Annotated in this window: 13 protein-coding genes; 9 read left to right on the top strand and 4 right to left on the bottom strand. The window is 73.4% G+C overall.

All coding sequences use genetic code 11. From position 1 onward, the window contains the following. Positions 1–4: 4 nt before the first annotated feature. Complete coding sequence (locus tag AB0E07_RS20320) at positions 5–1,423, top strand: HAMP domain-containing sensor histidine kinase (protein WP_362253634.1); 1,419 nt, start codon at positions 5–7, stop codon at positions 1,421–1,423. Here AB0E07_RS20320 and AB0E07_RS20315 read toward each other — a convergent pair. Continuing rightward, positions 1,402–2,397 (bottom strand): TAXI family TRAP transporter solute-binding subunit, encoded by a 996-nt coding sequence (locus tag AB0E07_RS20315; RefSeq protein WP_362253631.1) that lies wholly within the window; start codon positions 2,395–2,397, stop codon positions 1,402–1,404. The genes AB0E07_RS20320 and AB0E07_RS20315 overlap by 22 nt on opposite strands. Positions 2,398–2,472: 75 nt before the next feature. On the opposite strand from AB0E07_RS20315, the gene AB0E07_RS20310 reads away from it, so the two are divergent. Further along, the gene (locus AB0E07_RS20310) at positions 2,473–2,892 is read left to right on the top strand and encodes a MazG nucleotide pyrophosphohydrolase domain-containing protein (protein ID WP_362253628.1); all 420 of its coding nucleotides are present in this window, start codon (positions 2,473–2,475) and stop codon (positions 2,890–2,892) included. A gap of 814 nt (positions 2,893–3,706) precedes the next feature. Here the strand turns inward: AB0E07_RS20310 and AB0E07_RS20305 are convergent. Continuing rightward, positions 3,707–4,909, bottom strand: a complete 1,203-nt coding sequence (locus AB0E07_RS20305) for a cation:proton antiporter (protein ID WP_362253625.1) — start codon at positions 4,907–4,909, stop codon at positions 3,707–3,709. 4 nt (positions 4,910–4,913) lie between these two features. After that, positions 4,914–5,399 carry a TrkA C-terminal domain-containing protein gene (locus AB0E07_RS20300; RefSeq protein ID WP_362253622.1) on the bottom strand — a complete coding sequence of 162 codons (486 nt, stop codon included), beginning with the start codon at positions 5,397–5,399 and terminating at the stop codon, positions 4,914–4,916. A 234-nt stretch (positions 5,400–5,633) separates the two neighbouring features. On the opposite strand from AB0E07_RS20300, the gene AB0E07_RS20295 reads away from it, so the two are divergent. The 5 genes from AB0E07_RS20295 to AB0E07_RS20275 all read left to right on the top strand — a co-directional run bounded on the left by AB0E07_RS20295 (position 5,634) and on the right by AB0E07_RS20275 (position 11,557). After that, on the top strand, positions 5,634–6,578 hold the full coding sequence (locus AB0E07_RS20295; protein WP_362253619.1) for a sensor histidine kinase: 945 nt from the start codon (positions 5,634–5,636) through the stop codon (positions 6,576–6,578). Further along, the gene (locus AB0E07_RS20290) at positions 6,578–7,252 is read left to right on the top strand and encodes a response regulator transcription factor (protein WP_362253616.1); all 675 of its coding nucleotides are present in this window, start codon (positions 6,578–6,580) and stop codon (positions 7,250–7,252) included. The genes AB0E07_RS20295 and AB0E07_RS20290 overlap by 1 nt, the downstream gene beginning before the upstream one ends. A gap of 48 nt (positions 7,253–7,300) precedes the next feature. Further along, complete coding sequence (locus AB0E07_RS20285) at positions 7,301–9,172, top strand: cellulase family glycosylhydrolase (protein ID WP_362253614.1); 1,872 nt, start codon at positions 7,301–7,303, stop codon at positions 9,170–9,172. Positions 9,173–9,249: 77 nt separating this feature from the next. After that, positions 9,250–10,773, top strand: a complete 1,524-nt coding sequence (gene miaB / locus AB0E07_RS20280; protein ID WP_362253611.1) for a tRNA (N6-isopentenyl adenosine(37)-C2)-methylthiotransferase MiaB — start codon at positions 9,250–9,252, stop codon at positions 10,771–10,773. A gap of 70 nt (positions 10,774–10,843) precedes the next feature. After that, the gene (locus AB0E07_RS20275; RefSeq protein WP_362253608.1) at positions 10,844–11,557 is read left to right on the top strand and encodes a class III extradiol dioxygenase subunit B-like domain-containing protein; all 714 of its coding nucleotides are present in this window, start codon (positions 10,844–10,846) and stop codon (positions 11,555–11,557) included. A 94-nt stretch (positions 11,558–11,651) separates the two neighbouring features. Here the strand turns inward: AB0E07_RS20275 and AB0E07_RS20270 are convergent, their stop codons facing one another. Then, positions 11,652–11,918, bottom strand: a complete 267-nt coding sequence (locus tag AB0E07_RS20270; RefSeq protein ID WP_362253605.1) for an antitoxin — start codon at positions 11,916–11,918, stop codon at positions 11,652–11,654. A gap of 121 nt (positions 11,919–12,039) precedes the next feature. Between AB0E07_RS20270 and miaA the strand changes: the two genes are divergently transcribed. Both miaA and AB0E07_RS20260 read left to right on the top strand, forming a co-directional pair. Continuing rightward, positions 12,040–12,978: a tRNA (adenosine(37)-N6)-dimethylallyltransferase MiaA gene (miaA, locus tag AB0E07_RS20265; protein ID WP_362253603.1), complete on the top strand. Its 939-nt coding sequence runs from the start codon at positions 12,040–12,042 to the stop codon at positions 12,976–12,978. A 108-nt stretch (positions 12,979–13,086) separates the two neighbouring features. Then, on the top strand, positions 13,087–13,590 hold the full coding sequence (locus AB0E07_RS20260; protein ID WP_362253600.1) for a hypothetical protein: 504 nt from the start codon (positions 13,087–13,089) through the stop codon (positions 13,588–13,590). The last annotated feature ends 7 nt before the right edge of the window (positions 13,591–13,597 follow it).

Here is a 13,597-nt window from a genome sequence, read left to right as displayed (position 1 = left end):
ACGGGTGCGCACTCGACTCCTCCCGCTGCTCATCGTGCTGATGGCGGCCGTACTGCTGGCGCTCGGGATCCCGCTCGCGGTCAGCCTGGCCGCGGCCCAGCAGCAGACGGTGGTCGTCGACCGCATCGACGACACGGCCTACTTCGCCGCCATGGCACGCTCCGCCATGAACACCCCCGAGGGGCCGCGCGACGAGGGCCGCGCCCTCAGCCGCGAGCTGGAGAGCTACTACGGCGTCTACGGCATCCGGGCCGGTGTCTTCCTGCCGGGGGACACCCCGCTTGCCAACGCGCCCGAGACCTGGTTCCTGCCCGGGTCCGGCGAGGTGCGCGACGCCTTCGAGGAGGCCCTGCTGAGCAGGCGCAGCCACGATCCGCGGCAGGTGTGGCCCTGGCAGCGGGGCCGCCTGGTCGTCGCCTCACCGGTGGTCCGGGACGGCGACGTCGTCGCGGTGGTCGTCACCGACTCGCCCACCGGTGGGATGCGCTCACGGATCCTGCACGGCTGGCTCGTCATCGCCGCCGGTGAGGTCGCCGCGATGCTGCTGGCCGTGGGCGCCGCGCTGCGCCTGACCGGCTGGGTGCTGCGGCCCGTGCGGATCCTGGACGCCACCACGCACGCCATCGCGAGCGGCAGGCTCAAGTCCCGGGTCGCCGCGGCCGGGGGGCCGCCGGAGCTGCGGCGGCTGGCCCGGTCCTTCAACGAGATGGCGGACAACGTCGAGGACGTGCTGGAGCAGCAGCGCGCCTTCGTCGCCGACGCCTCGCACCAACTGCGCAATCCGCTGTCGGCCCTGCTCCTGCGGATCGAACTGCTCGCCCTGGAACTGCCCGAGGGCAACGAGGAGATCGCCTCCGTGCAGACCGAGGGCAAGCGGCTGGCGCAGGTCCTGGACGACCTGCTCGACCTGGCGCTCGCCGAGCACACCGCGGCCGACCTCCGGCTCACCGACATCGGCGCGCTGGCCGCCGAGCGGGTCGCGGCATGGTCGCCGACGGCCACGGCGAAGGGGGTCGACCTGGTGGGCGACTGTCCGCCCACGACCGCCTGGGTGGACCCGGTGGCGCTGTCGTCCGCGCTGGACGCGGTGATCGACAACGCGGTGAAGTTCACCCCGGACGGGCGGCGCGTGGAGGTCACCGTGGCGTCCAACGGCGACACCGCGTCCGTCATGGTCGCCGACCTCGGTCCGGGACTGACCGACGAGGAGCTGGCCCGGATCGGCGACCGCTTCTGGCGCAGCGGCCGCCACCAGAACGTCAAGGGCTCAGGGCTCGGCCTGTCCATCTCCCGCGCGCTGCTCTCGGCGGGCGGAGGTTCGATCGCCTACGGCCATCACGAGCCGCAGGGCCTGAAAGTGACGGTGCGGGTGCCGCGCAGTGCCGCCGAGCCGGGGTCCGCTCAGGGCTTGACCGAGCGGTAGAACCGCCGGGCCCCCTCGTGCAGGGGCAGTGGGTCGGTGTAGATCGCCGTGCGGACGTCGACGAGCTGGGCGGAGTGGACGTGGGCGCCGATGCCGTCCCGGCTGTCGAGCACGGTCCGGGTGAGCCACTCGGTCAGCCGGGGATCCATGTCGGCGCGGGTCACCAGCAGATTGGAGACGGCCATCGTGGCGACCGTCGCCCCGTTCTGGATGGTCTCGTACGCCGACTCCGGCATGTTGGTCGACCGGTAGTAGTGGGTGGCGCCGCCCTGCGCGTGCACCTTGGCGACCAGCTTCTCCTCGATCGGCACGAACCGGAACGTGGAGGTCTCGGCGATCTCCTTCAGCCCGCGCGTGGGCAGCCCGCCCGACCAGAAGAACGCGTCCAGGTCCATGCCCAGCCGCTTGGGGCCGGTGTTGATGCCGTCCTCGCGGGGGGTGATGTCCTGCTCCGGGTCGATGCCGGCCGCCTTCAGGACGCGGGTGGCGATCAGCCGCACGCCCGAGTCGGGCAGCCCTATGGCCACGCGTTTGCCCCGCAGGTCGGCTACGGAGTGGATGTCGGAGTCCGGCGGGACGACGAGCTGCACGTAGTCGTCGTAGAGCCGGGCCACTCCGCGCAGCCGGTCGGCGCCCGGCCGATCGGCGAGTTCGTAGGTCTCCACCGCGTCGGCGGCGGCGATGGTGAAGTCGGCCTTGCCGGTCGCCACCCGTTCGACGTTCTCCTGGGATCCCTCGCTGGGGTCGAGCTCCACCTTCAGATCCGGCATGTCCTTGGCCAGCTCGGCCCGCAGCCGTTCGCCGTACTCGTGGTAGACACCCGCCTCGGTGCCCGTGCTGAAGGTGATCGTCCCGCTCGGCGGCTTCTCGCCCAGGGGCAGCAGCCACCAGAGCAGCAGCCCGAGGACCACGACCGCGGCGCCCGCGCCCGTCAGGGCCCGGCGCCTGCCGATACGGGGGAGCAGCGTGGACATGCGGGCGATCCTGCCAGGCGGTGCGCCCTGCTGACCAGGGGCGGCGTGCGGTCCCGGGGTCGGTAGGGTCGCGTCATGACCTCCTCGCCCGCCGATCTGGTACGCGCCTTCCACCACGCCTTCGGGCTCGACGCCCGCTCCGCGCCCTCCGAGGTGTCGCCGCAACTGGCCGCGCACCGGGGGGAGTTGCTCGCCGAGGAGGCCGCGGAGGTGGCCGAGGTCTCCGTCACCGGGCCGCTCGACAGACTCGCCCACGAACTGGCGGACGTCGTCTACGTGGCGTACGGCACGGCGCTCGTGCACGGGATCGACCTCGACGCGGTGATCGCCGAGGTGCACCGCTCCAACATGACCAAGCTCGGGCCCGACGGCAGCGTGTCCCGCCGTGCCGACGGCAAGGTGCTCAAGGGGGCCCACTACGACGCCCCCGACGTGGCCGGTGTCCTGCGCCGCCAGGGCTGGCCCGGCGACACGGCATCCGAGCCCCGCCCCTGAGCCGCCGCCCGGCGCGTCTCCAGCGCCGCGGCTCCCTCTCCGCGCTGCCGGGCCCCGCAGGGCCCTCCGGCGGCTCGCAGGGCTCCTCCGGGTTCCCTGGGGGTGAGAGCCACCACGGGAGACCCGCCCGGTCCGCACAAGGGGCGTCACCCGGCGACCTGACCGACGCCACGCCGCTGCGTGGACGGTTTCCGTGTCCTCGGCGTGGCGGGGACACTCCCGTTCTTCTCCCTGGGCCGGGCTGAGGCGGCCCGTCCGGCCCTCCGGGGCGCGCGTGGCGCCCTCCGGGCATGTCGGGGCGCGCCCCGAGGCGGACTCGGCTCCGCCGGGCGGGCGCCATCTGGTCGGTCCGCCGGAGCCAGTGCTGGTCCGGCGCACGTCCCTGAGCCGACGGACGGCGTGTCTCTCGGCGTGGCGGGACGCTCCGGGTTTTCCCTGGGCCGGGCTGAGGCGGCGCGTCCGGCCCTCCGGGGCGCGCGTGGCCCCTCCCGGCATGGCGGGGCGCGCCCAGTGGGTCAGCCTCGGCTCTGCCCGCGGGCGTCACCTGGTCGGTCCGCGCAGCGCCAGGCTGGTCCGGCGCGGCGTCGCCTGGCTCCGCAGATGCCACGGTTCGTCCGGCGCCACGCCGCTGTGCGGACGCTCGGCGTGTCTGTCGGCGGGGCGGGGACGTCTGCGGCTCCCGAGCCGGGGCGGGGCGCCCACTGCCTTCTTCTCGCGGCGCCGGCCCCGGCGGCCCTCCGGGCCCGACGGGGCCCGAGCCCCCACGGAGAAGACCGGCCCGGCTTCTCCGTGGGGGCGGCACCCGGTCGCCCCGCTACAGGGGCGCCGTCTCCTCCGCCGCCTCCAGGGGCTGCGGCTTGCGGCGTCGGCCGAGCCACCACATGGCCGCCGGTTCCGTGAACCGTGCCGTCAGGGGGCCGACGACGACCAGGATGAGGACGTAGGCCGTGGCCAGGGGGCCCAGCGAGGGTTCGATGCCCGCGCTGACCGCCAGGCCCGCGATGACGATCGAGAACTCGCCGCGGGCCACCAGGGCCCCGCCCGCGCGCCAGCGGCCCTTCTCGGAGATGCCGGCCCGCCGGGCCGCCCAGTACCCCGTGGCGATCTTCGTGGCCGCCGTGAGCACGGCGAGCGCGAGCGCGGGCAGCAGGACCGGCGGGATGCTCGCCGGGTCGGTGTGCAGCCCGAAGAAGACGAAGAAGACCGCGGCGAACAGGTCCCGCAGCGGGCTGAGCAGCGTGTGCGCGCCCTCCGCGACCTCCCCGGACAGCGCGATGCCGACCAGGAACGCGCCCACCGCCGCGGACACCTGGAGCTGCTGGGCGACGCCCGCGACCAGGATGGTCAGACCCAGCACCACCAGCAGGAGCTTCTCGGGGTCGTCGCTGGAGACGAACCGGGAGATGATCCGGCCGTAGCGGACCGCGACGAACAGGACCAGCCCCGCCGCGCCCAGGGCGACGGCCAGGGTGACGCTGCCGGCCAGCAGACCCGCCCCGGCGACCAGGGCCGTCACGATGGGCAGGTACACCGCCATCGCCAGGTCCTCCAGGACCAGCACGCTGAGGATGACCGGGGTCTCACGGTTGCCGACCCGGCCCAGGTCGTTCAGCACCTTGGCGATGACCCCGGACGACGAGATCCAGGTGACCCCGGCCAGGACCACGGCCGCCACCGGCCCCCAGCCCAGCAGCAGCGCCATCGCCGCGCCCGGGAGGGCGTTGAGGGCGCCGTCGACGAGTCCGGCGGGGTAGTGGGACTTGAGGTTGGTGACGAGATCGCCGGCCGTGTACTCCAGGCCCAGCATGAGCAGCAGCAGGATGACGCCGATCTCGGCGCCCGCGGCGACGAACTCCTCGCTGGCCCCGAGCGGCAGCAGCCCGCCCTCGCCGAAGGCCAGCCCGGCGAGCAGGTACAGGGGGATCGGCGAGAGCCGGAAACGGGCGGCGGCCCGGCCGAGCAGGCCCAGGCCGAGGATGATCGAACCGAACTCGATCAGCAGGATGCCGGAATGCACCGGTTCACTCCTGCCCGAGTATCGACGCGGCGGAGTCCACGCCTTCGCGGGTGCCGATGACGATCAGCGTGTCACCACCCACCAGGCGGAAGTCCGGCGCGGGCGAGGGAATCGCCTCGGCCCGGCGCAGCACCGCCACCACGGAGGCGCCCGTCTCGGTCCGCATCCGGGTGTCGCCCAGCAGGCGTCCGTTCCAGCGCGAGGTGGAGGCCACCTCGATCCGCTCGGCGACCAGGCCCAGGTGGGTGGTGTGCAGCAGGTTCGGGCTGTGGTGGGACGGCTTCAGCGCGTCGATCAGGGAGTCCGCCTCGGGGCCGGTCAGCCGCAGGGACTGGAGGCAGGAGTCGGGATCGTCGGCCCGGTACACGTTCACCGTGCGCAGTCCGTCACGGTGGGCCACCACGGACAGATGGCGGTGTTCCCGCGTCACGAGGTCGTACTGGACCCCGATGCCGGGCAGCGGTGTCGCCCTCAGACGTGGCGCAGACACGTTGCTCTTCCCCTCACTTGTCAACTCACTCGTCAACTCACTCGTCAACACGTTCCCTCGGCACGGCGCTGCGGCGGTGCCACGGCCGCCCGCGATCAAGCGGCCCCGTCGCATGTTTCCATTCGCCCGTACGGTGGCGACATGGGTGCTGGCACGGATATACGCGATCGGACTCGAGCGGCGATGCTGGTGACGGCGGTGCCATGGAGAGCCGGAAGGAGTCGGAACGCGCCCGTGTCCCTGTTCTGGCGGATCTTCTCGCTCAACGCGGCCGGCCTGGTCGTGGCCGCCGCGATGCTGCTCGGCCCGGTCACCGTCTCCACCCCGGTGCTGCCCGCCGAGGCCCTGGTGGTGGTCGTGGGCCTGGCGCTGCTGCTGGTCGGCAACGCGGTCGTGCTGCGCCTCGGGCTCGCCCCGCTCCGCCGGCTGGGCCGCGCGATGGCCGACGCCGACCTGCTGCGGCCCGGGGCCCGGGAGGTGGTCGCCGGTCCGGCCGAGGCCGCCGAGCTGATCAGCACGTACAACAGCATGCTGGACCGGCTCCAGAGCGAGCGGGCCGCCGGTGCCGCCCGGGCGCTGTCCGCGCAGGAGCGGGAGCGGCACCGGATCGCGGCGGAGCTGCACGACGAGGTGGGCCAGACCCTGACCGCCGTACTGCTCCAGCTCAAGCGGGTCGCCGACCGGGCGCCCGCGGGCCTGCGCGAGGAGGTCGGGCAGGCCCAGGAGGCCACCCGCGCCGGGCTCGACGAGATCCGGCGCATCGCCCGCCGCCTGCGCCCCGGTGTCCTGGAGGAACTCGGCCTGGTCAGCGCCCTGCGCTCACTGGCCGGCGAGTTCACCGCGCACGGGCTGACCGTCCGCCACCACGTCCCCGCCGAACTGCCCCCGCTCACCGAGGAGGCCGAGCTAGTGCTCTACCGCGTCGCCCAGGAAGGCCTGACCAACACCGCCCGCCACTCGGGCGCCGACCGCGCCGAGGTCGAGCTGACGGGCCGGCCCGACGGGGTCGAACTCGTCGTGCGCGACAACGGCACGGGTATCGGCGGCTCACCGGAGGGCGCCGGGATCCGGGGCATGCGGGAGCGGGCGCTGCTGGTGGGAGCCGAGCTGTCGGTGCGGCCGGGACGGGAGCGGGGCACGGAGATCAGGCTGCGCGTCCCGGCCGGGGGAGGGCGCTGATGCCGGGCGCCGCGGGCAGGCGGAACGGGCCGATCCGGGTACTCCTCGCCGACGACCACACCCTGGTCCGCCGGGGGGTGCGGCTCATCCTGGACGGCGAACCGGACCTGGAGGTGGTCGCCGAGGCCGCCGACGGTGCCGAGGCGGTCGCGCTGGCCCGGGCCGGGGAGGTGGACCTGGCGGTGCTCGACATCGCCATGCCGCGGATGACCGGCCTCCAGGCGGCCCGGGAACTCTCCCGGCGCCTGCCGGAGCTGCGGATCCTGATCCTCACCATGTACGACAACGAGCAGTACTTCTTCGAGGCGCTCAAGGCCGGCGCGGGCGGCTATGTGCTGAAGTCGGTCGCCGACCGCGATCTGGTCGAGGCCTGCCGGGCGGTCTTCCGCGACGAGCCGTTCATCTACCCGGGCGCCGAACGGGCCCTGGTCCGTTCGTACCTGGAGCGGCTCCACGGCGGCGACCGGCTGCCCGAGCGGCCGGTGACCGAGCGCGAGGAGGAGATCCTCAAGCTGGTCGCCGAGGGCCACACCTCCAAGGAGATCGGCGAGCTGCTCTTCATCAGCGCCAAGACGGTCGAGCGGCACCGGGCCAACCTCCTCCAGAAGCTGGGCGTGCGGGACCGTCTGGAGCTGACCCGGTACGCGATCCGCGCGGGCCTGATCGAGCCCTGAGCCGCGGGTCTGGACTGCGGACCGGCAGGCCGTCATCATGACGCTGCCATGACAATAAGGATGCGCTTCCTCAGGGCGGCACTGGTCGCCGTGCTCCTCCTGGTCCCGCTGACCTCCGTGCCCGCCCAGGCCGCCGCCGAGGAGGAGTGGACGGGCCCGCTCAGCACCCGGGGTCGCTGGATCGTCGACGCGGACGGCGACCGCTTCAAGCTCCGCTCGGGCAACTGGCACGGCGCCAGCGGCACCTGGAACGGCTCGGGGAGCACCGAGGAGGACGCCAACCACCACGCGGGCGAGAACTCCGGGCGCGTTCCGCTCGGCCTCGACCGCGCGCCCATGGCCGAGATCATCGCCGGCTTCCGGGAGATCGGGATCAACAGCATCCGGCTCCCCTTCTCCAACGAGATGATCCACGACACCCGCCCGGTCACCGACGACGCCGTCGCGGCCAACCCCTCCCTGCGCGGCCGGACCCCGCTCCAGGTCTACGACACCGTGGTCGGCGAACTCACCGCCGCCGGTCTCGCCGTCATCCTCAACAACCACACCAACACCACGCGCTGGTGCTGCGGGGTCGACGGCAACGAGCGCTGGAACGCCTCGCAGCCGACCGGGGTCTGGGAGGACGACTGGCTGTTCATGGCCCGCCGCTACCAGGACAACAAGCGCGTCGTCGGCGCCGACCTCTACAACGAGGTCCGCCGCAACGTCTGGGACGACCCCAACTGGGGCCTGGGCGACCACCACGACTGGTTCGCCGCCTCCCAGCGCGTCGCCGACCGCATCCTCACGGAGGCCGACCCCGACCTCCTGATCGTCGTCGAGGGCATCAACTGGACCGGCATCCCCATCGACGGCTTCGCCCACGAACGCCCCACCCTGGAGCCCGCGCGCCGCCTCTCGCACACCCTCGTCGACTCCGGGAAACTCGTCTACTCGGCCCACTTCTACGACTACACCGGCCCGAACCACAGCGGGGCGACCGGGACCGGCGAGACCACCGACCCCCGCTACCGCGACCTGAGTCGGAGCGAACTGGTCTCCGTCCTGAACCGCCAGGCGTTCTTCGTCTCCGGCGAGGCGGACCAGCACTTCACCGCCCCCGTCTGGATCAGCGAGTTCGGCGTCGGCGGCCGCGAGGAGACCGGGGCCGAGCAGCGCGCCTGGTTCGAGAACTTCGTCGACCACCTCATCCGCACCGACGCCGACTTCGCGTACTGGCCGCTCGTCGGCTGGCACGAGAACCGCCGCGGCAACGGCTGGGCACTCCTGCACTGGGACGCGGCCGGACACCGCATGGGCCTCTACGACGGCGACGACTGGCGGGCCGCCGCCTGGACCCGGCTGACCGGGGCGCAGGGCCGTACCGGGCCCGTGGCACCCGTCGCCGACTGGTCCCTGCTCAGCCCCGACCACGGCGACTTCATCGCCTCCCGGCGGATGCGCGCCCTGCCCGACTTCGACTCCGGCGCCCGCAAGGCCGCCTGCCCCGACGGACAGCGTCTGATCGGCCTCGCCCACACCGGCAACCGCGGCCTGTGCACCGACGCCGGCCTCACCTTCCGGCCCGGGGCCCACGCGGTGGTCACCGACGAACGGCACGTCCGGCCCGGCCAGGACTGGGCGTCCGGCTACACCAAGCTCCAGTGCCCCGAGGGCTCCCTGCTCACCGGCTACAGCGTGCGCGGCGCCGCCGTCTCGGCCGCCCTGTGCGCGGCGGGCCCGGTGAGCGCCACGAGCGGCCGCACGGTCTGGTTCGACCGCGGCGACAACCGCGGCACGGCACCCAAGGGCGGCGACTTCGCGTACGGCCGCTACAAGGGGCAGTGCGCCGCGGACGAGTACGCGGCCGGCATCGCGTACACCGGCCGGATCGGCTCCGGACGCACCCCGGACGCCCTGTACTGCCGCGGCCTGTGACGCCGTGACCTGCCGGGTCCTGCCCCTGGCGCAACCGGGCGGGAAGGGCGTCCCCGGAGCGCCCTTACCCTTGTTCCATGAGCAGCAGCATCGACCGGAGCCACGCCGTGGACGTCAAGCGAACGTATGAGGTGCGCACCTACGGGTGCCAGATGAACGTCCACGACTCCGAGCGATTGTCCGGACTGCTGGAGGACGCGGGGTACGTCCGCGCCCCCGAGGGCGCCGACGGCGACGCCGACGTCGTCGTCTTCAACACCTGCGCCGTCCGCGAGAACGCCGACAACCGCCTCTACGGCAACCTCGGCCGCCTCGCCCCGCGCAAGGCCTCCCGCCCCGGCATGCAGATCGCGGTCGGCGGCTGTCTGGCGCAGAAGGACCGGGACACCATCGTCAAGAAGGCGCCCTGGGTCGACGTCGTCTTCGGCACGCACAACATCGGCAAGCTGCCCGTCCTGCTGGAGCGCGCCCGCGTCCAGGAGGAGGCGCAGGTCGAGATCGCCGAGTCCCTGGAGGCGTTCCCCTCGACCCTGCCGACCCGGCGCGAGAGCGCCTACGCGGCCTGGGTGTCGATCTCCGTCGGCTGCAACAACACCTGCACCTTCTGCATCGTCCCGGCCCTGCGCGGCAAGGAGAAGGACCGCCGCACCGGCGACATCCTCGCCGAGATCGAGGCCCTGGTCGGCGAGGGCGTCTCCGAGATCACCCTGCTCGGCCAGAACGTCAACGCCTACGGCAGCGACATCGGCGACCGCGAGGCCTTCAGCAAGCTCCTGCGGGCCTGCGGGAAGATCGAGGGCCTGGAGCGGGTCCGCTTCACCTCCCCGCACCCGCGCGACTTCACCGACGACGTCATCGCCGCCATGGCCGAGACCCCGAACGTGATGCCGCAGCTGCACATGCCGATGCAGTCCGGCTCGGACACGGTCCTGAAGGCGATGCGCCGCTCGTACCGGCAGGAGCGCTACCTGGGGATCATCGAGAAGGTGCGGGCCGCGATCCCGCACGCGGCGATCACCACCGACATCATCGTGGGCTTCCCCGGCGAGACCGAGGAGGACTTCGAGCAGACGCTGCACGCCGTCCGCGAGGCCCGCTTCACCCAGGCGTTCACCTTCCAGTACTCCAAGCGGCCCGGAACCCCGGCCGCCACCATGGAGGGCCAGATCCCCAAGGAGGTCGTCCAGGCGCGCTACGAGCGTCTCGTCGCCCTCCAGGAGGAGATCTCCTGGGAGGAGAACAAGAAGCAGGTCGGCCGCACCCTGGAGCTGATGGTCGCCGAGGGCGAGGGCCGCAAGGACGGCGCCACCCACCGTCTGTCCGGCCGCGCCCCCGACAACCGGCTGGTCCACTTCACCAAGCCCGACCAGGAGGTGCGCCCCGGCGACGTGGTCACCGTCGAGATCTCCTACGCCGCCCCGCACCACCTGCTCGCCGAGGGCGCCGTCCTCGGCGTCCGCCGCACGCGCGCGGGTGACGCCTGGGAGAAGCGCAACGCCGCCGAGGCCGCCAAGCCGGCGGGCGTGATGCTCGGCCTGCCGAGGATCGGCGCCCCGGAACCGTTGCCGGCCGCTACGGGCAGCGGCTGCGGCTGCGACTGACCCGGCCGGCCGTGCCCGCGCGGTGACGCGGGCGCGCGCCGGGCCGAGCGGCGGGGATACCCTGCCGATCATGCTTGTCGCCGCCGCCGTCTGCCCCTGTCCGCCGCTGCTCGTGCCCGAGGTCGCCGCGGGCGCCGCGCCCGAACTGGACGCGGCGCGAGCCGCCTGCGCGGACGCGCTCGGCGTGCTCGCCGCCTCGCGCCCCGACCGGCTCGTGGTGGTCGGACCCGCCGCCGAGGACGAGCCGGGCACCCACCCCGAGGGAGCGCCGGGTTCCTTCCGGGGCTTCGGCGTCGATCTCGACGTACGGCTGGGTGGGGAGAAGGCGGCGGACTCCGCGCGCCCGCTCCCGGTCTCCCTGGCGGTGGCCGCCTGGCTGCTGGAGCGCACCGGATGGGCCGACGCGCCGATCGAGGGTCTCGCGGTGGCGGACGGACTCGACGCCGAGCGGTGCGCCGGGACCGGGATCGGGGTCGCCGCGGGCCCGGACCGCGTGGCGATGCTCGTGATGGGCGACGCCAGCGCCTGCCGCACGCTGAAGGCGCCCGGCTACCTCGACGAGCGCGCGGAACCCTTCGACACGGCCGTCGCCCGCGCCCTGGGCACGGCGGACCTCGCCGCGCTCGACGCGCTGGACGCCGAACTGGCGCGGCGGCTCAAGGTGTCCGGCCGGGCCCCCTGGCAGGTGCTCGCGGGCGCGGCGCGGGACTCCGGCCTCTCCGGCTCGCTGCTGTACGAGGACGCGCCGTACGGCGTGGGATACGTGGTCGCGGCCTGGTCCTAGCGCGGTTGCTCCGGAACGGCCCCCGGCCCCTCCGGAAACGGCGACGGACGGCCCGGAGCCGTGCTCCGTGGCCGTCCGTCGCCGGACGCCGGGTTCAGGAAGCCGGCGGCGGAGTGCTCGGCGGGGTACCGGTGCCGCCGCCCTTGCCCTCGTCCTTGTGCGCGAGCCGGTCCATGGCGTCCTTGGCCTTGCCGGTGCCGGTCTGGATCTTCTCGCTGTACTTGCCCTTGGTCCTGTCGTCGACAGCCTTGGCCGCCTTGTCCAGACCCTGCTGGATCTTGCCCCCGTGCTGCTGGGCCAGGTCGGAGACCTTGCCCTTCGCCGGGCCCAGCTTGCCCTTCAAACTGTCCAGGAGACCCATCGCTCACCTTTCCCGCACCAAAACGCCCGTATCACCTCCATACGGTACTCGGGCGGCCGAAGTGACGCTTCGTCGCGCAACTCCTGCGAGACGACCCTCCGGGGTTTGCGAGACTGTTGCGGTGAGCAGCACACCCTCCAGTCCCCGCGTCATCGCCGTCGTCGGCCCCACGGCCGCCGGAAAGTCCGACCTGGGCGTCTTCCTCGCCCAGCGGCTCGGCGGCGAGGTCGTCAACGCCGACTCCATGCAGCTGTACCGCGGGATGGACATCGGCACGGCCAAGCTGACCCCGGAGGAACGCGGGGGCGTCCCGCACCACCTGCTGGACATCTGGGACGTCACCGTCACCGCCTCGGTCGCCGAGTACCAACGCCTGGCGCGGGAACGGATCGACGCGCTGCTCGCCGAGGGACGCTGGCCCGTCCTGGTCGGCGGCTCCGGCCTGTACGTCCGGGGCGCGGTCGACAACCTGGAGTTCCCCGGCACCGACCCCGAGGTGCGCGCACGGCTGGAGGAGGAACTCGCGCTGCGCGGCTCGGGCGCCCTGCACGCCCGGCTGGCCGCCGCCGACCCGGACGCCGGGCACGCCATCCTGCCGAGCAACGGCCGCCGGATCGTCCGCGCCCTGGAGGTGATCGAGATCACCGGCCGGCCCTTCACCGCCAACCTCCCGGGCCATGACTCCGTCTACGACACCGTGCAGATCGGCGTCGACGTGGCCCGCCCCGAACTCGACGACCGCATCGCCCGCAGGGTCGACCGGATGTGGGACGCGGGGCTCGTCGACGAAGTGCGCGCACTGGAAGCGCGGGGGCTCAGTGAGGGGCGTACGGCCTCCCGCGCGCTCGGCTACCAGCAGGTGCTCGCGGCGCTCGCCGGGGAGTGCACCCTGGACGAGGCCCGCGCCGAGACCGTACGCGCCACCAAACGCTTCGCGCGCCGTCAGGATTCATGGTTCAGGCGCGACCCCCGGGTGCACTGGCTGAGTGGGGCTGCGGCGGATCTCACAGAACTTCCGCACCTCGCACTGGCGTTGGTCGAACGACCGGTCACAGCCTGATCACGTCATGGCATCGGGACGCTCCGGCCGTCATCGCGGCCTCCGGCGCCGTGCCATCATCGAGCTTCGATCGACCAAGTGGAGTCCGAGTTGGGAGGGCGCGTGGCGATGGAGGCCGGCCCTCGCGACACCGCACGAAGCACCGAGTCCGTCACCAGTGACCGGGGTGAACCGGAGCAGGACGGCGACCGTCTGAGCCCGGACGGACCCGACGAGATCCAGGGCGGCGTGACCGCCGACGGCCCCGGGCCCGAGGAGATGTTCACCGGCGGCCCCGAGGTCGAGGTCGAACTGCGCCCGCAGCGCAGGCTGCGCATCTGGCAGCTCGCCCCCATCGTGTCCCTGGCCGCGGTCGGCTCCCTGATGTTCGCCTTCCCGCTGGCCTTCGACTTCGGCGACAGCGGCGCCGTGATCGCCATGCTGGGGCTGCTGATCTGCTCGTGCGCGGCCGGCTGGGGCATGATGGCCGCCCGCCGGGTGGGGCACACCTGGCCCGGACTGCCCTCGCGCGGCTCCGGCCGGCGCCCGGACTGGCGGGTCGTCCTCACCTACGCGCTGGTCGTCGCGGTCGTCGTGGTCCTCGCCGTGTGGCGCGTGGCCCGGCTGCGCTGAGGCCGGC

The sequence above is a fragment of the Streptomyces sp. NPDC048002 genome, from assembly GCF_040653275.1.
GTDB lineage: Bacteria > Actinomycetota > Actinomycetes > Streptomycetales > Streptomycetaceae > Streptomyces.
Note: the sequence above shows the minus strand (reverse complement) of the source record. Positions and strands in the feature narration are given on the sequence as shown.